The organism is Parcubacteria group bacterium, from assembly GCA_016186325.1.
Taxonomy (GTDB): Bacteria; Patescibacteriota; Minisyncoccia; order UBA10092; family UBA10092; genus JACPHB01.
The window spans coordinates 15,938-35,098 of sequence record JACPLW010000004.1; the positions used below are offsets into that span (position 1 = coordinate 15,938).

21 protein-coding genes and 1 pseudogene are annotated in these 19,161 nt (G+C 41.0%); 20 read left to right on the forward strand and 2 right to left on the reverse strand.

What is annotated here, in order from left to right; genetic code table 11:
• Window positions 1-48 precede the first annotated feature (48 nt).
• A complete protein-coding gene (locus tag HYW79_01460; GenBank protein MBI2635193.1) occupies window positions 49-1,233 on the forward strand; it encodes a PQQ-dependent sugar dehydrogenase in 1,185 nt (394 codons plus the stop codon).
• 486 nt (window positions 1,234-1,719) lie between these two features.
• Window positions 1,720-2,250: a phosphatase PAP2 family protein gene (locus HYW79_01465; protein MBI2635194.1), complete on the forward strand. Its 531-nt coding sequence runs from the start codon at window positions 1,720-1,722 to the stop codon at window positions 2,248-2,250.
• A gap of 41 nt (window positions 2,251-2,291) precedes the next feature.
• Here HYW79_01465 and HYW79_01470 read toward each other — a convergent pair whose 3' ends face one another.
• The gene (locus HYW79_01470; GenBank protein MBI2635195.1) at window positions 2,292-2,978 is read right to left on the reverse strand and encodes a hypothetical protein; all 687 of its coding nucleotides are present in this window, start codon (window positions 2,976-2,978) and stop codon (window positions 2,292-2,294) included.
• The gene (locus tag HYW79_01475) at window positions 2,971-3,699 is read right to left on the reverse strand and encodes a hypothetical protein (GenBank protein MBI2635196.1); all 729 of its coding nucleotides are present in this window, start codon (window positions 3,697-3,699) and stop codon (window positions 2,971-2,973) included. The genes HYW79_01470 and HYW79_01475 overlap by 8 nt, the downstream gene beginning before the upstream one ends.
• 76 nt (window positions 3,700-3,775) lie before the next feature.
• Between HYW79_01475 and HYW79_01480 the strand changes: the two genes are divergently transcribed.
• The 18 genes and pseudogenes from HYW79_01480 (at window position 3,776) to HYW79_01565 (ending at window position 19,079) form a co-directional block, all read left to right on the forward strand.
• Window positions 3,776-4,387: a hypothetical protein gene (locus tag HYW79_01480; GenBank protein MBI2635197.1), complete on the forward strand. Its 612-nt coding sequence runs from the start codon at window positions 3,776-3,778 to the stop codon at window positions 4,385-4,387.
• Between the two features lie 94 nt (window positions 4,388-4,481).
• Entirely contained in the window at window positions 4,482-4,703 is a 222-nt protein-coding gene (locus HYW79_01485) for a DUF167 domain-containing protein (protein ID MBI2635198.1), read from the forward strand.
• Window positions 4,704-4,737: 34 nt separating this feature from the next.
• The gene (locus HYW79_01490) at window positions 4,738-5,136 is read left to right on the forward strand and encodes a hypothetical protein (protein MBI2635199.1); all 399 of its coding nucleotides are present in this window, start codon (window positions 4,738-4,740) and stop codon (window positions 5,134-5,136) included.
• A gap of 87 nt (window positions 5,137-5,223) precedes the next feature.
• Entirely contained in the window at window positions 5,224-5,733 is a 510-nt protein-coding gene (locus tag HYW79_01495; protein MBI2635200.1) for a DUF1573 domain-containing protein, read from the forward strand.
• Between the two features lie 75 nt (window positions 5,734-5,808).
• Window positions 5,809-6,624, forward strand: coding sequence for a hypothetical protein (locus HYW79_01500; GenBank protein MBI2635201.1), 816 nt, complete (start codon window positions 5,809-5,811; stop codon window positions 6,622-6,624).
• Between the two features lie 9 nt (window positions 6,625-6,633).
• Window positions 6,634-7,032 carry a hypothetical protein gene (locus HYW79_01505; protein MBI2635202.1) on the forward strand — a complete coding sequence of 133 codons (399 nt, stop codon included), beginning with the start codon at window positions 6,634-6,636 and terminating at the stop codon, window positions 7,030-7,032.
• Between the two features lie 33 nt (window positions 7,033-7,065).
• Window positions 7,066-7,326 (forward strand): annotated as a pseudogene (locus tag HYW79_01510) (GIY-YIG nuclease family protein).
• Window positions 7,323-8,231 (forward strand): hypothetical protein, encoded by a 909-nt coding sequence (locus HYW79_01515; GenBank protein ID MBI2635203.1) that lies wholly within the window; start codon window positions 7,323-7,325, stop codon window positions 8,229-8,231. The pseudogene HYW79_01510 and the gene HYW79_01515 overlap by 4 nt, the downstream one beginning before the upstream one ends.
• A 44-nt stretch (window positions 8,232-8,275) precedes the next feature.
• Window positions 8,276-8,536, forward strand: coding sequence for a hypothetical protein (locus HYW79_01520; GenBank protein MBI2635204.1), 261 nt, complete (start codon window positions 8,276-8,278; stop codon window positions 8,534-8,536).
• Window positions 8,537-8,989 carry a hypothetical protein gene (locus HYW79_01525; protein MBI2635205.1) on the forward strand — a complete coding sequence of 151 codons (453 nt, stop codon included), beginning with the start codon at window positions 8,537-8,539 and terminating at the stop codon, window positions 8,987-8,989. It abuts the gene before it with no gap.
• Window positions 8,990-9,068: 79 nt separating this feature from the next.
• A complete protein-coding gene (locus tag HYW79_01530; GenBank protein ID MBI2635206.1) occupies window positions 9,069-11,147 on the forward strand; it encodes a copper-translocating P-type ATPase in 2,079 nt (692 codons plus the stop codon).
• A 53-nt stretch (window positions 11,148-11,200) separates the two neighbouring features.
• A complete protein-coding gene (locus HYW79_01535) occupies window positions 11,201-11,620 on the forward strand; it encodes a hypothetical protein (protein ID MBI2635207.1) in 420 nt (139 codons plus the stop codon).
• A gap of 298 nt (window positions 11,621-11,918) precedes the next feature.
• Window positions 11,919-13,805 (forward strand): ABC transporter ATP-binding protein, encoded by a 1,887-nt coding sequence (locus tag HYW79_01540; GenBank protein MBI2635208.1) that lies wholly within the window; start codon window positions 11,919-11,921, stop codon window positions 13,803-13,805.
• A 71-nt stretch (window positions 13,806-13,876) separates the two neighbouring features.
• Window positions 13,877-14,644: an SDR family oxidoreductase gene (locus HYW79_01545; protein ID MBI2635209.1), complete on the forward strand. Its 768-nt coding sequence runs from the start codon at window positions 13,877-13,879 to the stop codon at window positions 14,642-14,644.
• Between the two features lie 158 nt (window positions 14,645-14,802).
• Window positions 14,803-15,420, forward strand: a complete 618-nt coding sequence (locus HYW79_01550; GenBank protein MBI2635210.1) for an ABC transporter substrate-binding protein — start codon at window positions 14,803-14,805, stop codon at window positions 15,418-15,420.
• Between the two features lie 89 nt (window positions 15,421-15,509).
• Window positions 15,510-16,001 (forward strand): transcription antitermination factor NusB, encoded by a 492-nt coding sequence (gene nusB, locus HYW79_01555; protein MBI2635211.1) that lies wholly within the window; start codon window positions 15,510-15,512, stop codon window positions 15,999-16,001.
• A 207-nt stretch (window positions 16,002-16,208) separates the two neighbouring features.
• Entirely contained in the window at window positions 16,209-16,895 is a 687-nt protein-coding gene (rnc, locus tag HYW79_01560; protein ID MBI2635212.1) for a ribonuclease III, read from the forward strand.
• Between the two features lie 21 nt (window positions 16,896-16,916).
• A complete protein-coding gene (locus tag HYW79_01565; GenBank protein ID MBI2635213.1) occupies window positions 16,917-19,079 on the forward strand; it encodes an AAA family ATPase in 2,163 nt (720 codons plus the stop codon).
• Window positions 19,080-19,161: the final 82 nt, after the last annotated feature.

Sequence of the window (19,161 nt, forward strand, 5' to 3'; positions counted from 1 at the left end):
AAACAGCCCCGCCATGGCGGGGCTGTTTTTATGATAGAATGAGTATATATGAGGAGATCAAATATATTTTTGATTACCGCCGTAGCAGTGATTATTGCATTAATAGGCGCGTTTTTTTATTATAAAAACTTAAGAGGAGTTTGGCCGGCTATTAGTCCGCCGCCAGAAAATATAGCCGAAGTTATTGATCAAAATCAAACGCCATATCCCTTGAAACTGCCTAGTGGATTTTCCATTTCTGTTTTTGCTAAAGATTTGCCGGGAGCAAGAGTAATGGCAATTGATGGTTTTGGTAATCTATGGGTCAGCCAAACCGGTAAAGGAATAATTTCCCAGATAGAAGTAAAAGATGGTAAAGCTGTAGCTACCCATTCCATTTTTCGCGACCTTAATAATCCACATGGCTTGGTTTTTGATCCTCAAAATTCTTTTCTTTTATATTTTGCCGAAGAAGATAAAATTTCTAAAGTTAAGATTTATTCGGATGAACATTCTCAAAAAATCGCGGATCTGCCTTCGGGCGGCGGGCATTTCACCCGTACTCTTGGTTTTGGACCGGACAGTCGTCTTTATGTTTCAATCGGTTCGTCTTGCAATGTTTGCCACGAACAAGATAATCGGCGCGCCAAAATATTTTCAATGAATAAGAACGGCGGCGATTTTAAAGAATTTGCCAGAGGTCTAAGGAATGCAGTTTTTTTCACTTGGAGTTATGTTGACGGAAAGATGTGGGCAACCGAAATGGGACGCGATCTTTTGGGAGATAATATACCGCCGGATGAAATTAATATTGTTGAGGCAGGAAAAAATTACGGCTGGCCAATTTGTTATGGTAAAAACATCCACGACTCTATCTTCGACAAAAATACTTATATTAGAAACCCTTGTATGGAACCGTTTGAAATTTCAAGTCATATTGATATTCCGGCGCACTCGGCGCCGCTGGGTCTTGCCTTTGTTCCCGAGGAGGGCTGGCCGGAAGGGTATTGGTATAATCTTTTCGTTTCTTACCATGGCTCTTGGAATCGCAGCGAACCGACCGGTTATAAGGTGGTACGAATAAATCTTGATAGCAAGGGAAATTATCTTGGAACCGAAGATTTTATAACCGGCTGGCTAACTTCAAGCGGCGCGCTTGGCCGCCCCGTTGATATTCTGGTTCAGCCAGGCGGTACGATGTACATCTCCGACGATAAAGCCGGCGTTATATACAAAGTAGTGTATAAAAAATAATAGCGTACAACCCTTGATTTTTTTATTTGACAAATAATTTAAGGTATTGTACTCTTAATTCGCTGTTTAAAAACTAAAAATGAAGCAAGAGAGGAAGAAAAATGCGCCTGCTCTTCACGAAAAAAGCGGTATTTATTCTGACGTTAATTTTTTTGTTTGGTTTTTTGGCAGGCTGTTCCGTTTCGCTTTCGCCGGGGTTATACAGTTCTCTATACACCGCCCCGCATTACGTCGGTCCCGATTTTCCAATTAATGTTTATTCGGTACCTGTTATAACAAGGCCAATTATTGTTCCACATTACCATTCTTATTATCGCTATTATTCTTACTCTCATTATCACTATCATCCCCACCCTCGTTATCACCATCATCGCAGATAAATTAGGCGTACCACCGCCGGCCCAAAGCTGGCGGTTTTCATTTTTTTCAAAAATTGGTAAGGTTAGAGCAGGCCAATAAATATAGGCCTAAAGAAGGTTTTAAAAAATGTTCGATCTTAAACTTTTTTATTTATTCAATAATTTATCCGGTAAATCGGAGATTTTTGATTGGTTTGCAATTTTTTTTGCCGATTATTTTGGATATTTTTTGGCGGTATTTTTTCTCGCGATTCTTTTTTTGGCGCCGTTTTATAAAGATAAATTAAAAGTATTTTTAACAGTTGCGATTTCGGTTGTTTTGTCGCGGTTTGTGATCACCGAAATAATCCGTTTTCTATATTGCCGGCCGAGGCCGTTTGTGGCTTTTACCGCAAATCAGTTGGTGGGCGAAGCCAATTGCTCTTTTCCTTCCGGTCATGCGGCATTTTTCTTCGCATTAGCCATGGCTATTTATTTTTACAATAAAAAATGGGGTGTTTGGTTTTTTGTAGCGGCAACTTTAATCTCCGTAAGTCGCATCGTTGCCGGTGTTCACTACCCGACAGATATTCTAGTGGGAGCGGTAATTGGTATTTTCAATGCCTACATTGTTTTTCGTTATTCCAATCTTCTAGATAAATTTATAATAAAAAAATAAAGCGGCTCTAAGTACGGCCGCTTTTTGTTTTTATAGATATTTTAATAACTGTCTCTGTTAAATTTCGGAAGCATTAAGTACGGCGACCAGGTTTCAATCATCTTTTTTGTATCGTCGGTTGTCTGATATTGGCCTCCGCCCGAAGAGTAGCTTTCATCAAGCGGATCAACTTGATAGAAAGGAATTTGGGCAACCCTCATTCCCACTACTAAAACTATAGACGTATCTTTCAGGTGGTTGCTCATTTCCATGGTCCATCTATTGCAGAAGCCAACGTCGCCCCAGCCGGCGCACTTACATACGGTAATACCAATTCTCCCCATAGAGCTCCTGGCTCTCATTTCCGTTGTTACGCAATTTCTTCCGCCTATAAATTCTTGTGTATGAGCCAGAATACATTCGCCCGGGCCTAAAATGATAACCTTATCTTCCGGTTTGATATTTTTTAACGGTCCGTTTTCTGCTATCCAGTCGGCTGCCACTGTCGCTTTTTGCGGGTTACCACAGTATCTTTGAATATGTTCTTGGTCAAATGGATTTAAAACGCGCCGATGTAACGCTCGGAATGGTTGTTCCTGGAAATAATTTTCTCCCAGTCTAACGTCATAACTGGTGGTTCGCAAGTCATTAATGTTAAATGGGTCAATAAAAATATTTCCTTCCTTAATATGTTCCAGAATTATCGGTTTGCTTAATAAAGAACGCAGAGGGGCATTTCGGTTATCCAATTTTTTCTCCTTCTTTCGTTTTTTTCTCAAAAATGTTGAGAATTTCTTGCGCGATTGTCTCGATCATAACCTGTTCATCAATGTTGGTGGTGTCCATAAGGCGAAGCTGTTTGTATTCCGGAGATAGGATCTCGAAAGCTGAACGATAACGAGATACCAATGTTTCGATAGTTTTGGGATTAGTAGTGTCGCCCAATTTTTGGCTCAAGGCGATTCTTAATTCCCGCTTCATAGCCACTTCCGGATCGCATATCAAAAAGTAGGCGGCATCAATTTTATTTATCCAAAAACGTGATAAGAAAAACTTTTGAATTAAATCTCTCTCTTCTAAGCTTAGTTTTCCTTTTTCCAGCCAATACTGCATCCAGCAAATAGCATCAAAAGCACATCTTTCAAAAATGATAATATCGTATAGGTGCCCCATACTTTCATCTATGAGAATGTTCAAGGCATAAAGGCCTGTTCTTATATTATAAAGAGGCGTTGAGCGAGGAATGTGGCGAATTACTTCCGCACCTTCTTGAGGTTTTAAAACGCGAAAGCCGTGGTGTCGAAAGAAGCTATCAAGTTCTTTTATGATAGTTGTTTTACCGCTTGATGGCGGGCCGGTAAGTTCAACAAAAAATGGCCTTGGAAGAAAATTTTCATCGTAACGGACGCTGCTTTTAAGATATGCAAGAATTTGTCGTGCCTGTTGTTCAAAAACATTTTCGCGATTCATCCGGGTCTCCGCTTGTAATTTTTAAAGTGCTGAATTATTGTTATTATGAAAATAATCTATAACTCAATTTAAAGCAATGAAACCTGTGGATAACAAAAAAATCATCGGACTTGATTTGGACGGCGTTATCATTAACCACGCGCCTTTGAAAATGAAACTGGCTAAGAAGTTCGGATTCAAGCTCAAGCCGGAAGAAACTCCGTCCGAAATAATTAAATCTATTGTTGAAAGACCGGTTTTAGATAAATTGTTACAAATCTTATATCACGATCCTAGGTTTTTTAAAACTACGTCTCTGATGCCTGGCGTGAAATTGGGACTTTTGAAGTTACAAAAAAATAACTTGCCCTTTGTTTTGATATCAAGACGCCGTGAGCCGATATCAGCCATTGAAGCATTAAAACATCATGGCTTGTGGCCGAAATTTTTTAATGAAAAAAATGCTTTTTTTGTGGTGGAACCGGAAGATAAAAATATAAAAGCGCGCGAAATGGGGGTGACGCATTACGCGGACGATGATACGGGTATATTAGAAAAATTGGTTGATGTAAAAAACCGTTTTCTTTTTGACAATCTAGGCGCTTTTTCCGCCCAAGGCGAGACCTCGCCACTTCGGGGCGGGGAAAACACCATCGGCTATACCCGCGTAAAATCGTGGAAGGAATTAATTGAACATTTTCTTAAATAAAAAAATGCCACTGACATCAAGTAACTTTATTTGCTCATTATCCGCACAAAATACCTCGAGGACACTTGTGCGGATACGGATAATATAATTATGTATGAAAATATTTATAAAGGCTAAACCCAATTCAAAAAACGAGAGCATAAAGAAATTAAGTGAAACTAACTTCGAAATTTGCGTTAAAGAACCGCCGATAAAGGGCCAAGCCAACGCGGCGATTATTATGGCGCTCGCCAAACATTTTAAAGTGCCATTCTCGGCAGTAAGAATTATCTCCGGCCACACTTCAAGGCAAAAAATAGTTGAAATAAATTATTGATTTTTAGATGTTGCTTTGTTATGATGCTTTTATTATGAAATACGCGTTTGTTACATTTTTAATAATCAGCTTTGCCGGGGTGGCGGTTTTTGGCTTTCTTTCAATGATTTATGGCGATATTCACGATGGCGGCTGTATTGCTTCAAGTGGCATGAATGCGCTTTGTCCCTTAAACGACGCTTTCACCTTTGTAGTTTTTCACCTCGGTGCTTTTAAATACTTTTCAACAGCGGTTCTTGTCGCTGTTTTATTGACTCTTCTTTCCGGAATAGTTTTTTCATTATTGCCGCGGCCATTAGATAAAGATGAAGACGATAATTTTGTTTTTTCATATAATTTCGGGAAATTTCCAATACTTTCAAAAAACAAAGAAATTACCCGTTGGCTTTCGCTTCATATAAACAGTCCGGCTTTAGTTACGGTGGCGGTATAAGCCGATTTTTCGGTTTTTATCCGCGCGCCATTAATTCCTTCTTAAAAGAGGAATTTTTGTTTATTAATTTGTTTATAATATCTAAATATGGAAAATAAAAATAATATCATTATCTGGAGCGCCATCATTCTCGCCATTGTTGTCGGATTTATTTGGATTTCACGCCGCTCGTCTGAAAATCAGACTCCGAAAGCATCCTTAACCGGATCAAGCGCGCTTGCGGCTGCCGAAAGTTTCTTTGACTTTGGTAAAATCTCTATGGCCAAAGGCAATGTCAGCCATGATTTTAGCGTTAAAAATACCGGCTCAAAACCCGTAAATATCACCAAAATTTATACTTCCTGCATGTGTACCACAGCGATTTTACAAATGTCTTCCGGCAAGGAACTCGGCCCTTACGGCATGCCCGGGCACGGCGGTTTTGCGCCGGCAATCAATCAAATTGTAATGCCGGGCGAAGAAATAACAATTAAAACGATATTTGATCCGGCGGCTCACGGTCCGGCCGGCGTTGGGCCAATTGAACGAGCGGTTTATGTTGAAAATGATTCCGGCAAACCTTTTGAAATTCAATTTAAAGCAGTTGTGACCCCGTAGGTTATGAACCCCGTTAGATATCTATAAGATATTTTATAAGAAATATTTAACGAGGCTGGAAGTAAAAACAAAATTATGGAAAAAAATAATAATCAAATATCTAACGGGGTGAACAAAAAATTTATTACCCTTGTCGTTTTTGGTGTCGCTTTGGCTACTTTTGCGCTGGTATTGCAGTGGGGGAATTTCGGTACGGCAATGCTTTGGCGCTTAAGCAATGAGGGTTCTTGGCTTTTACCGCTTATTGGCACGGCCGCGGTTTTAGACAGCATCAATCCGTGTTCATTTTCGGTTTTGCTTTTAACCATCGCTTTTCTTTTCAGCATCGGTTCTTTCCGTTCAAAAATTATCAGGATAGGCGGTTTTTATATCTTCGGAATTTTTACGGTTTACATGCTTATTGGGCTCGGTATTTTACAGACACTGCATATCTTCGACACTCCTCATTTTATGGCCAAGCTCGGTGCAGTGCTTCTTATAGCACTTGGGTCAATCAATCTTATTAATGAATTTTTTCCTGCTTTTCCCATTAAACTTCGCATCCCTGCAGTCGCGCATCGTAAAATGGCCGGTCTTATGGAAAAAGCGTCGGTGCCGACCGCTTTTGCTTTGGGCGGACTTACCGGACTTTGCGAATTTCCCTGCACCGGCGGACCATACTTAATGGCTTTGGGACTTCTTCACGATAAAGCGACATACGTAAACGGCTTGGGTTACTTACTTATTTATAATCTGATTTTTATTTTGCCTCTTGTAATCATTCTTGCCATCGCAAGCGACAGCTCGCTTCTGTCAAAAGTTTCAAATTGGCAAAAACGGGAAAGCAAGCCGATGCGTTTTTGGGGCGGAATTGCTATGATAGTACTGGGAGTATTTATATTCTTATTTTAAATTGCAAAAATGCAAAAATTAAAAGTTAAAATATGTTCGGTCTGCGCTATAGTAAGTTTAACTTGGCTTTTAATTTCGGCCGGCATAGTTATGGGACTGCTGGAAGCCGATAGCTGGGAATTGATTATCGCGATAGCTATGGGCGGCACAGTAACAGGTATCGCATTTCAGGCGGAAAAGAGATTTGACTGGCATAGCCCAATGATGAAACTCATAATAATTATTATCGGCTTTATTCTTTCTTATTTTGCAATCGGCAATATCGGTTTATGGGTTTTGATATCCGAAGCGGCGATTATTCTGGTTTTAGGTTATTTGTTTTTTATTTTTAAAGTCGGCGGGGATATTAACGCCGCGGATCCAAAAAAATTAAAAGAGTTGGAAGAAAAAATGAAAGATTGTTGTTAATAAATTATGAATCCCGTTAGAGATCCAAACCTTATGTTTTACACTTATGTAATTGAAAGTCAAAAAAGCGGCTATTGGTATACTGGAAGCGCCGATAATTTACGGAAACGTTTTAATCAACATAACTCAGGAAAGTCAACTTGGACAAAATACAGAGGTCCATGAAAATTAATATATTATGAAGCATGTCTCAATGAAGAAGATTCAAGGTCGAGAGAAAAATATTTAAAAAGCGGTATGGGGAAATGTTATCTTAAAAACAGATTAAAACGTTTCCTATCTCTAACGGGATGAAATTCACTAAAATAGAACTTTTCAGTGTTGCGGCTGTTTTAGGCCTTTCGGTTTTGTTTTTCAGTCAAGCGCGGGTTTTTAATCAAAAAATATCAACGCCGTTTGCCACGCCTGCGCAAAATAATTTTGAGAATATTGTTTTGCCGCCAGGGGGCATAGAAATTCCGGTAAGGTGGAACGATTTGGGCTCTAAACTTGTTGATGTAGGAGTGATTGATAAGAATAAGTTTGAAGCGATTTATTCACAGCGGGGCGGTTTGATTGAAGAAGAAAAACAAATTCTTTACGGAAAAAATAATGGAAATATAAAAATCACGCCGGAAAACGCAGGATTTTGGCTGAACATGCTTTGGGCATTTGGGCTTTCAAACAAAAATAAAATTTTAGAAAACGGGCCGATGACCGATTTAAAATACGGCGGAGATGCAAGCAGATTTGCTTCTACCGGTGGCTGGACTTTAGCTAAAGGCGATCCTTCGACAGGCTCAAGACAAGGCGCGATGGAGCATTACTCAAAACACTCATTTATTATTCTGACATCGGAACAGCAAAAATTGGCGGAAGAAGTTTCCAAAAATATCTATCGCCCGTGTTGCGGCAATCCAACTTACTTTCCCGACTGTAATCACGGAATGGCGATGCTGGGGCTTTTAGAACTTATGGCTTCACAAGGCATTTCCGAAAAAGAAATGTATAAAATCGCGCTCCAAATAAATTCATATTGGTTCCCCGACACGTATTTGACAATTGAAAAATATTTAAAGGAAAAGAAAAATACTGATTGGGCCAACGCTGACCCGAAAGAAATTTTGGGTTATAATTATTCCAGCGCCTCCGGCTATCAAAATATTTTAAGCGAAGTCGCGCCCCCTGTTAATAACAGGGGCCAGGGTTGCGGCATATAATGAGTATAAAGGTCGATAATTAGTAATTAACATTAAATAAAATTATGGAACTTGATAAAAATAAATTTGCGTTAGCGGCCAGTGCGGTAATGGGAGTCTGGTATGTTATTTGCGCTGCCTTTGTTGCTTTGGTGCCGGATTTGGCGATGAAACTTTTTAGCTACATGGTTCACCTTGTGAACTTAGAGGCAGGCGTGGTGGGCTTCCCTCAAGCGGTATACGGATTTGTTGAAGTAGTTGTTTTTACCTACATAACCGCGTATGTTTTTGCCTGGCTGCACAATCGGTTTATGAAAGCCGCTTAAGTGTTTAAAAAGTTTTTTGTTTTAACTTTATATGCCGTTGCCATGGCGCTCGTTGAAGCCGCGGTGGTTATTTATCTTCGGGAACTTTATTATCCTTTGGAATTTTTTATTAATTCTGTTCAGGATTTGGCCGTTATGCCCGAGCGAATTCTGCGCGTGGAATTATGGCGCGAAGTCGCTACAATTATAATGCTTGCGGCCGTTGGTTTTTTATTTTCCAGTCGCTTAAAGAAGAAAATTTTGGGATTTATCTGGGCTTTTTCCATTTGGGACCTCTTTTATTATTTTTTTCTATACTTATTTCTTAAATGGCCGCCCTCGCTTTTAACAGCGGACGTATACTTTTTAATTCCTTGGCCGTGGATTGGCCCGGTATGGTTTCCTTTAATACTTTTTAGTACGCTCGCGGTTGTTTCATTTTGGCTTATCGTAAAATCAAAATATGAATCATAATCATCACAAAACAGTTTACACTTGTCCAATGCATCCAGAAGTAGTTAAAAACGAACCGGGACTTTGTCCGGGCTGCGGAATGGCGCTTATTCCCAAAGAAGTTGACGGCGGAATAACGGAATTTGATGTTTCGGAGTTGAGCCATAAAGATCACGAAATGGCGATGGCCAGCCCGCAGATGGCAAAAAAAATGGAAGCTGACATGCGCCGCCGGTTTTTAGTTTCTTTTCTGCTTTCCATCCCGATTTTTCTATATTCACCCGTCGGCATTAATTTTTTCAAACTAAATCTTCCGACTCCCATTCCCGTCAATTGGTTGCTCCTGATTCTTACCACCCCAATTGTATTCTGGACAGGTTCAATTTTTATTACGGGCACCTATTACTCGCTTAAGGCGCGTAAGCTCAATATGTCGGTTTTAATTGCCACCGGCGTTTTGGCGGCCTATCTTTTCAGCGTTCTCTTGACGGTGGCGCGGCCGGGATCGGAAACTTTCTATGAAGCGGCGGCGCTTCTTGTAACTTTCGTGCTTTTCGGTCACTGGATGGAAATGAAGTCCCGGCGCGGCACTTCCGACGCGCTCCGCGCGCTTTTTGATTTGGTGCCGCCGCAGGCAAAAGTGGTTCGCGATGGAAAAGAGATCACGATTCCAAGCGCCGAAATTATTCATAATGATATTGTGGTTCTGCGGCCCGGCGACAAGGTGCCGGTTGATGGCGTCATTGTTGATGGAGAGTCATCAATTGATGAGTCTCTTGTTACCGGCGAATCAATTCCGGTTTCGAAAACGGTCAGCGATAAGGTGGTGGGCGGTTCGGTAAACCAAACCGGCGCGGTTAAATTCAAGGCGACGCAAGTCGGTTCGGAAACTGTCCTAGCTCAAATCATAAAACTTGTTGAAACTGCCCAAAACTCTAAAGCTCCGGGCCAGCGCATTGCCGACAAGGCTGCCGGCTGGCTGGTGATAGTTGCTATTAGTTCGGGACTCGCCGCGTTTATGGGGTGGTATTTTGGCGCTGATGCCGGACTTCTTATTGCGCTTACTTTCGCGATTTCCGCGGTAGTAATTGCCTGCCCGGATGCTTTGGGTTTGGCAACGCCAACTGCAGTCGCGGTCGGAACGGGAATCGGCGCCAAGCACAACATTCTTATTAAAGACGCGGCGACTCTTGAAAACACCTCGCGAATCAGCGCGATTATTTTGGATAAAACCGGAACACTTACGGAAGGAAAACCAAAAGTTACTGATGTTATGGCATTTAATGATTTTACCGAAGATGATTTGCTCAAATACGAAGCCAGCTTGGAAGCCGGGTCTAATCATCCGCTGGCCAAGGCCATATTTGAAGAAACCGAAAGGCGCAATGCCTTACCGCTTAAGCCAATGGAAAATTTTGAGTCTATTGCCGGCTACGGACTTAAAGCGAAAATTGCCGGCAAGATTGTTTTGGCCGGAAAAGAAAAGTTGCTTAATGATAACGGCGTTGCGACCGAACCGATGAAAGACATTCTTGATCGGTTGGCAAAAGAGGGGAAAACGCTAAGCCTGCTTTCGATTGATGGAGTTTTTGCCGGCGTTATTGCCGCGGCGGACCCGCCTCGGGCAAATTCTAAAAAAACTATTATGGCGCTAAAGAATCTGGGGTTAGAGGTGGCGATGATCACCGGCGATCACCCAAAAGTGGCGGAAGGCATTGGGCATGAGCTTGGTATTGATAGGGTATTTGCCGAAGTGCTTCCTGGCGATAAAGCAAAATATGTTAAAAAATTGCAGGATGAAGGAAAGTTTGTGGCGATGGTTGGCGACGGCATCAATGACGCGCCGGCACTCGCGCAGTCGGATATCGGTATTGCTATCGGCGCCGGAACGGATGTTGCCATAGAAACCGGCAATATCGTTCTTATGAAATCGGACCCGTACGACATTGTCGCGGCTTTGCGCTTAAGCAAGGCCACGGTTACTAAAATGAAGCAGAATCTTTTCTGGGCGGCTATTTATAATATTTTAGCGATACCGGTTGCGGCCGGAATATTTTACAGCTCGCTTGGCTGGTCTTTGCGGCCGGAAATTTCTGCGCTTTTAATGTCGGCCTCATCAATCATCGTTGCTACTAATGCAGTATTATTAAAAAGAGTTGAACCAAAGCTAAAAATTTAAATAATTATTAAAAACATCCTCCTTCGCGTAAAGCTACGGAGGACAAGAAAAATATGAACACAAAATTTATTAACCCCGAAGAAAATTTGCTTCGCAAATTTAACGGGGCAAGCTGGGTTTTGCGCATCTCTGTTGCCGGTGAATTTATTGGACATGGAGTTTTCGCTATTCAAGGTAAAAAAGACTGGGTGAACTGGTTTTCCACTTTTGGCATTTCCGATATCGGATTAGCAACTCAACTTTTATTTCTTGTCGGCATAATGGATATCGCTTTGGCAATTTTAATTTTGATAAAACCCGTTCGCGTCGCTTTGCTATGGATGGTGTTTTGGGGATTTTGGACGGCGCTTTTGCGCCCGATTGTCGGAATGCCCGTCTGGGATTTTGTTGAAAGATGGGCGAACTGGGGCGCGCCACTTGCCTTACTTTTGGTTATCGGCTGGCCGAAAAACTGGCGCGAATGGCTTAAATAAAAAACCAAAATTAAAACGCGCTTGGCAACATTGCAAGTTTAGAACCGATCGGAAATTAACTTGCAAATTTAGTTGACAAAGGTTTTCAGGCGTATTATCATTATAACAATGATTAGACGTTGCTTTATTACTAAAGACATTACCCGAGCCCAATTTTTGGGCAAATTTTGCCGAGGCGGATTTGTAATTCCCATTAGCTAATTTTGGCTTAAGATTGGAATAAACCCGCCCCGAGCGTAGTCGAGGGGCGGGTTTAATTTTCAGAGAACATTAACAACTTAAGAAGAAGGGAGACGAGATGGAAAATTCTGAAGAAACAAGAGAAATCCCGCTTACTTGGCGCGATTATGTTAAAAGCGCTAAAGAAACCGCATCTCTATTCAAGTGGGTTGTTCGAGAGCTTTCAACCGATGCGTGCCGGTATTGGACCAAGCGGTTCATAGTAGCCTTGCTTTTCTCTACCGCTTTTACGGCGGCTTCCCCATGGTTTTTCGGTTATATTTTTAACGGTTTAACGGATCGCAAATGGCGCACCATTATAATCGGCTTTGCCGGTATTGCCTTATGTTTCATTTTTGATAGAATTGCCAGCTACTATAGAGATATCGCAAGAGAGTATATTGCCGGTATGAGCTGGGGAACTTTAGACGAGCGCATTACGGAGCTCTTCTTTGAAAAGTCAATGGGTCAGCACATACAGGAGAGCTCGTCTCTAAACGTTGCCAATATAGACAAGGGCCGCGGCAAAGTGATTCATCTTCACAATATGATGTTGTTTGACGGAATTCCCATGCTGCTGTCGCTGTTGTTTTCCTATATTATGATATGGGTTTTTAGCATAGTTGCCGGAGCGATTACAACTTTTGTCATTGCCGTTTATCTGATTTGGATGTTGTTTCTTAATCAGAAAGTGATTGAAGTTTGTTTCCCGATCGATAAAGAATTTAGAAAATTAAATCGCTATCGCCTTGAACGCTGGGAAAAAGTTGAACGAGTAAAAACATGCGGCAAGGAGTTAGAAGAACTTCCGTTTATGAGTGCATGGTTTAATAGAGCGATAAATCAAGATAGAGGTTTTTGGATTTGGGTAATAAAACAGTGCAGTTTTCGCGGTTCTTTTAACTTTCTGGGGTTCTTCATGATATTGAGTTATGGCGCTTGGCAGGTTTATAGCGGCAACTGGATAATTGGATCATTATACTCTCTTTACATTTGGAGCTTGAGAGTTCTTGAAAATATCTGGCGCGTAGGAGACATTGAGCACGAATTTAACTGGAATATGCCGGCAGTTCGCTCAATGATAAATGCCTTGTCAATAAAGCCGGATTTGGTTGAGAAAGATAATGCGCTCGGTACTTCTAATATTTCAGAGATTGGCATTGAATTTAAGGATGTTACCCACACTTATCCGTTTGGAAGCGAAGAAGATGAAGACAATAGTTCTAAAAAGAACGGAATGCCGGTTGTCAGTAAAATCAATTTTACTATTGATCCGGGCGATAAAGTTGCGTTAATTGGAGAAAGTGGCGCTGGAAAAACCACGATTATGAGGCTGCTTCTAAGATATATGGATCCTGACCACGGGAATATATTTGTTAACTCTGCAGATCTTCGCGATGTAAAATTAAAATCATGGATGAGTTGCATCGGCTACATTCCCCAGCAGTCGCAAATATACGACGGCACGGTTCGCTATAACTTAACTTACGGTCTAAGCCCGGAAAAACGGGAAAAAATTACCGATGATGAGCTGTGGAAGTTAATGAGGTCATTAAAAGTGGATTTCGGCAGCCGATTAGTCAATGGGTTGGAAACGATGGTCGGAAGAAACGGCATTAAACTGTCTGGCGGTGAAGCGCAGCGTCTTATGATAGCTGCGGCGACGATAAAGAACCCGCTTCTTTTGGTAATTGATGAAGCAACGAGCAATCTTGACTCGTCTACGGAAAAAGCGGTTCAGGCCGGTTTGGCTGCGATTCTCGAAAGCAAAATCAGCGCTTTGATTGTGGCGCACCGCTTGAGCACGATTCGCAAGCTTTGCAACAAATTTATTGTTCTTAAAAATTCCGATGAAGTTAAAAACGGCGGTTCTCAAATAGAGGCGATTGCCGGTTCTTTTGAAGAGTTGTATAAAATTTCGCCGACTTTCAAGCGATTGGCCGATGACCAGGATATAGTTATTTAGTTATTGAAAATTTTTACCCCCGCGAAGCGGGGGATTTCTTTTTTGTTGAATTATGTTAAACTAAAAAAGTTATGTTTGAGCTAAAAAACAAAATCGCGTTAATAACCGGCGCAAGAAGAGGGATGGGCAGAACCCACGCGCTCGCGTTGGCAGAGCAAGGGGCGAAAGTTGTGGTAACGGATGTTGACGCAAATGAGTGCCGGCCGGTTGCAGATGAAATAAAATCAAAAGGCGGCGAGGCAGTTTGTCTTAAAATGGATGTTTCAAATGCCGCCGAAGTTAATCAGGTTTTTGACGAAGTGATAAAACATTTTGGCCGGCTTGATATTTTGGTAAATAACGCGGGAATTTACGCGCCAAAGGCGGCCTTAGAGATGACTGAAGAAGAATGGGATAAAACTATTGATATAAATCTAAAAGGGGAATTTCTTTGCGCGCAAAGAGCCGCGAAAGAAATGGCCAAAAACAAATGGGGAAGAATCATCAACATTGCTTCTATTGCTTCAGGAGGATTAGGGATAGGTTTTGAGGGCGCGGCGCATTATGCGGCCTCTAAAGGAGGAATAATCGGCATGTCTGAAAGCATGGCCATAGAATGGGCGCCGCTGGGAATAAACGTTAATGTTATCGCTCCCGGCGCCATTGATACCCCGATGGTTCGAGAATCCGGCAAAGAATTAACCAAGGAAACGGCAGAAGAAATTATACAGAATGTTCCTCTAAAGCGGATCGGCCGGCCGGAAGAAGTGTCGGCGATGGTGGTTTTTCTGGCCTCCGAAGAATCAAGCTATGTCACCGGCGCCACATTTTATGTAGACGGCGGCTGGCTCGCTGCATAGTTTATGTTCTTGCTGTCGGCGTATTTTTTAACAACGAGATTTGACAGATAGTTAACTAAGCGTGGGGATTCCTTTTAATTATTATCTAAGTATGGTATCAAGGTAATATTGGGTTTTTATATAGAATCTTAACAAATTATCAACGAGGGGATTGACACATGAATTTTAAAAAGCTCTTATATGTCCTGCCGCTCTTTTTAGCTATCGCAGTTTCTCCAAATATTTCTTTTGCCAATCATGAAAGCCCCACAGTTTTTGTAAAGAACATGATTGACGAGTGTCTTGGTATTCTTAAATCGGATGAAAGCAAAGATATTCAAAAAGAAAAGATTTTAAATCTCATAAAAATCTCTTTTGATTTTTCAAGTATTACCGAAAACTTACTTACCGGGTTGAAAGTTAACGATAAAGATAAATCGGCGCTTGCCGATCTCTTCCCCCATCTTCTGGAGATGCGGTATGGCATTTTTATAAAATCGGCAAATAATTTGTCCGTAGAATATATTGGCCATAAACTTTTCTTTTTTAACTTTGAAGCGGTTGTTCATACTCGTATGAAGATTTCTTCTCATGATATAGCCTTAGATTATAAATTGCATCATGTTGACGGAAAGTGGAAGATACGTGATCTTGAGGCAGATAGCGTTAGCCTGGTAGGTAATTACAAAGCACAAATTAACAGAATTCTTACGCGAATGTCATTTCCGGATTTTATAAAATATCTTGAAGAAATAGTCGGCAAGAAAACAGATACTACAAACGGCCAACAATCTTAATGGCTGTTTGTATTCCGCCTTTACACTTTCACGACGGCCTATTAATCCCGCATTGCGGGATTTTATTTTTATGTTATTATTATAAAACTATGGCAAACAGGCACCTTTCACGATCAATTGCCCTTCAAACCCTTTACGAATGGGATTTTAATGGTTCTAAAGATTCTCATCTTGATGAAATTTTGGAGAGAAATATAGAAGAATTCGGGCCGGGCATTGAAGATGATAAATTTGTCAGGGATCTAATAAAGGGCGTTTTAGAAAATCGCGAAAAAATTGATGAAATTATCGTTAAAACCGCGCCGGAGTGGCCCCTTGGACAGATCGGCTTGGTTGATAGAAATGTTTTACGGCTCGGGATTTATGAGCTTTTATTCGGCAAGCGCGAAGAAGTGCCTCCCAAAGTTGCTATTAATGAAGCAATTGAATTGGCCAAAAGTTTTGGCGGCGAAACATCGGGAAAATTTATAAACGGCGTATTGGGAACTATATATAGAGCTATTGGCGAACCGGGCAAGGAAGAGGGCGGTCCGCGCCGCGGCAAAGAAAAATTAGATGAACAGAAAAATGATAAAGAATAAATTATTTTCCGGTTTTTATAAAATTTAATATTTTTGTTTTCAAAGCGGGTTATGAGCCCGAGCGGGCATGGTTGCCGCCACAGGCGGCAGAGCGAGGGCGAATCCCTGAAGCAAGCACGCTGGGCGAGCGAGGAAAGCATGAAAATAAAGATATTAAATTTTTAATAAATTATTTATTATCATTTAAATATAATGTAATCATGTCAGATGGATTTTAAAGATTTACAAAAAAATCTCGGAATAAAATTTAAAAATGAAAATCTGCTGAAGCAGGCTTTTATTCACCGTTCTTATTTAAACGAAAATCCCGCTTTTAGCTTGGGCCACAACGAAAGGCTTGAATTTTTAGGAGACGCTGTTTTAGAGCTCATTGTAACCGACTATCTTTACAAAAATTATCCGGACTTAGCGGAGGGCGAAATGACAAGTTTAAGAGCGGCTTTGGTAAATTCCCAAATGCTTTTGCAAATTTCGGATCGTTTAGGTTTTAACGATTACCTCTATCTTTCAAAGGGTGAAGCGAAAGAAATCAACCGGGGCCGGCAATATATATTAGCAAATACTTTCGAGGCTTTTATTGGCGCACTTTACTTGGATCAGGGTTACGAATCGGCAGAAAAATTCATTTTAAAAAATCTTATTCCGGAACTTAAAAACGTGATAGAAAAAAAGCTATGGCGTGACGCTAAAAGCTTGTTTCAGGAAGCGGCGCAAGAGCGAGTCGGCATTACCCCGACTTATGAAGTTTTAGAAACCACCGGCCCGGATCACGCTAAGAAATTTATAATCGGCGTATATCTTGAAAAAGAGTTGGTAGCTAGCGGTGAGGGCGCGTCTAAAAGTGAGGCCCAGCAACAAGCGGCGGAAAACGCTTTGAAAATAAAGAACTGGTAAAAGATCTTTTTGTTGAATTAAATGAAGCTCAAAAAAATAGAAATTTCTGGGTTTAAATCGTTCGCTCATAAAACTGCTCTGGAGTTTCCGTTTAACATCAGCGCTATTGTCGGGCCAAATGGGTCGGGTAAGTCCAATATTGTTGACGCGATGAGATGGGTTTTGGGTGAACAAAGTTTTAAAAATTTGCGTTCAAAATCCGGCGCCGACTTGATTTGGGCCGGGTCGGAAAAAAAATCTTCGCAAGGCAAGGCGAGTGTTAATTTATGTTTTGACAATAGCGATGGCTTTTTCCCGATTGATTTTGACGAGATAACAATCGGCCGCAAAGTATATCGGGATGGTTTAAGCGAGTATTATCTGAATGACAGTCAGGTTCGCCTCAAAGATATTGCCGAGCTTTTGGCGCGTTCAAAACTCGGACTGCGCGGCCATTCTATAGTTAATCAAGGTTCGGCGGACGAAGTTTTGAAAGCCAACTCGCAGGAACGCTGCAGTATTTTGGAAGAAGCGCTCGGGTTAAGAGAGTTTCAGCTTAAAAAATTGGAAGCAGAAACAAAACTAGGCGAAACGCATTTGAATCTTGAGCAGACCGCCAACTTGATAAATGAAATTTCGCCTCACTTAAAGTCGCTAAAGCGTCAGGTTGAAAAGTTTGAAAAACGCGAATCGCTTTTTAACGAATTGAATGGCTTAGAAGACCGCTATTTTTTGGCGAAAGTTTCTCAAATTTTTAGTGAAAGAGGAGAAAACGAAAAAGCAAAGGGAGAGTTGGCGCAAAAAATCATTTTAGCCCGGAAAAATTTTGAAGAAAAAGAAAAATTGTTTGAAGCGCAAATGGCGCAGATTTCTGGTATTGGAGACAAAACAAAGCATTTTGAGTCTGAATTAAACCGTTTAAACATTGATCGTCAGAACATTATGCGTGAATTTGGCAAGGTGGAGGGGTTTATTGAATCACACAAACGAGATAGCCAAAAAAATACAAAGACGCTAGAAGCAGTTTTGGCAATTAAGATTAAATATTGGGCGAAAAGGCTCAATGCCGTTACAAGCCTTGCCGATCTTGCGGCTGTAAAAGAAACCGTTAAAAATCTTGCCGATGAACTTCAAACATTAAGCAATTATTTTGAAAAGAACGAAATAAACCAAATTTTAGCAATGGCAGATTTGCCGGATTTTGCAGAAAAAAACGCTAGTCCTTATGAAAAGGAAAAAGAGGAGTTAAAACTTAAATTATCCCGCCTTGAAAGCGAAATGGAACAAGTAAAGACGTCAATTTCAAAAATCCGCCAAGGCGAAAACAACTTCAGGAGGACTTATCTTGATTTTCAGAAAGATCTTGAACTGGCGCGTCGAGAGTATATTGAAACAGAAGAGGCGATGAGGAAATTTGATCTTGAAGAAGAAAAAATCAAACTTAGGGAAGCGGATATCAAATCGGAAATGTGGGGTTCGGGAAAAAATTACGAAAAATTTACCGTCAATTTTGCTACAATCGAACCTGTTATGTTGGAAACCGAGCTTCCAACAGAATTGGAAAATAAAATCGTTAAATTGAGGCGGGAAATAGCCGACATCGGAAATGTTGACGGGGAAACAATAAGAGAATACGAAGAAACGAATGCGCGCCACGAATTTTTAACAACCGAAGTCGGCGATTTAAATATTGCCGTTGATTCCTTAAAATCATTGATTAAAGATTTAAGCGGCAGGATTAGTAATGATTTTAAAGTCGGCCTTGCCAAAATCAACGAAGAATTTAATCATTATTTTCGACTGATGTTTGGAGGCGGGTCGGCGCGCCTAACCGCTGATAATTTAGAAGGCGCTGAAACGGGTGTTTTTATAAATGTTAATGTTCCGCAAAAAAGAATTCGCGATTTAAATCTCCTTTCGGGAGGGGAGAGGGCGCTTGTCTCCATCGCCCTGCTTTTTGCTATTGTTGCCGCGAGCAAACCGCCGTTTTTAATTTTAGATGAAGTTGACGCGGCGTTAGATGAAAATAATGCCGTACGGTTCGCTAAAGTTCTTAAGGACTTGGCGCAAAAAACCCAATTTATTTTGATAACCCATAATCGCGCCACGATGGAAGCAGCCGAAGTACTTTATGGCATTACAATGGGCGATGACGGCGTTTCAAAAATGTTTTCGTTAAAACTCACCGACCCGATCCAGTCTTAAACTTGCTATTGACATTTTTATATTTTGAAATCTAAAATACCACTTTTTATGATATATCATAAAAAGTGGTATTTGTTAAATC

Bases quoted from the DNA above. Each gene is read 5' to 3' on its own strand.
- HYW79_01485 (MBI2635198.1), top strand. From the start codon at position 4,482: ATGAAAATATTTATAAAGGCTAAACCCAATTCAAAAAACGAGAGCATA.
- HYW79_01465 (MBI2635194.1), top strand. From the start codon at position 1,720: ATGTTCGATCTTAAACTTTTTTATTTATTCAATAATTTATCCGGTAAA.
- HYW79_01520 (MBI2635204.1), top strand. From the start codon at position 8,276: ATGGAACTTGATAAAAATAAATTTGCGTTAGCGGCCAGTGCGGTAATG.
- HYW79_01530 (MBI2635206.1), top strand. From the start codon at position 9,069: ATGGCGCTTATTCCCAAAGAAGTTGACGGCGGAATAACGGAATTTGAT.
- HYW79_01505 (MBI2635202.1), top strand. From the start codon at position 6,634: ATGCAAAAATTAAAAGTTAAAATATGTTCGGTCTGCGCTATAGTAAGT.
- HYW79_01500 (MBI2635201.1), top strand. From the start codon at position 5,809: ATGGAAAAAAATAATAATCAAATATCTAACGGGGTGAACAAAAAATTT.
- HYW79_01480 (MBI2635197.1), top strand. From the start codon at position 3,776: ATGAAACCTGTGGATAACAAAAAAATCATCGGACTTGATTTGGACGGC.
- rnc (MBI2635212.1), top strand. From the start codon at position 16,209: ATGGATTTTAAAGATTTACAAAAAAATCTCGGAATAAAATTTAAAAAT.
- HYW79_01535 (MBI2635207.1), top strand. From the start codon at position 11,201: ATGAACACAAAATTTATTAACCCCGAAGAAAATTTGCTTCGCAAATTT.
- HYW79_01460 (MBI2635193.1), top strand. From the start codon at position 49: ATGAGGAGATCAAATATATTTTTGATTACCGCCGTAGCAGTGATTATT.
- HYW79_01495 (MBI2635200.1), top strand. From the start codon at position 5,224: ATGGAAAATAAAAATAATATCATTATCTGGAGCGCCATCATTCTCGCC.
- HYW79_01545 (MBI2635209.1), top strand. From the start codon at position 13,877: ATGTTTGAGCTAAAAAACAAAATCGCGTTAATAACCGGCGCAAGAAGA.
- HYW79_01475 (MBI2635196.1), bottom strand. From the start codon at position 3,699: ATGAATCGCGAAAATGTTTTTGAACAACAGGCACGACAAATTCTTGCA.
- HYW79_01550 (MBI2635210.1), top strand. From the start codon at position 14,803: ATGAATTTTAAAAAGCTCTTATATGTCCTGCCGCTCTTTTTAGCTATC.
- HYW79_01565 (MBI2635213.1), top strand. From the start codon at position 16,917: ATGAAGCTCAAAAAAATAGAAATTTCTGGGTTTAAATCGTTCGCTCAT.
- HYW79_01515 (MBI2635203.1), top strand. From the start codon at position 7,323: ATGAAATTCACTAAAATAGAACTTTTCAGTGTTGCGGCTGTTTTAGGC.
- HYW79_01490 (MBI2635199.1), top strand. From the start codon at position 4,738: ATGAAATACGCGTTTGTTACATTTTTAATAATCAGCTTTGCCGGGGTG.
- HYW79_01540 (MBI2635208.1), top strand. From the start codon at position 11,919: ATGGAAAATTCTGAAGAAACAAGAGAAATCCCGCTTACTTGGCGCGAT.
- nusB (MBI2635211.1), top strand. From the start codon at position 15,510: ATGGCAAACAGGCACCTTTCACGATCAATTGCCCTTCAAACCCTTTAC.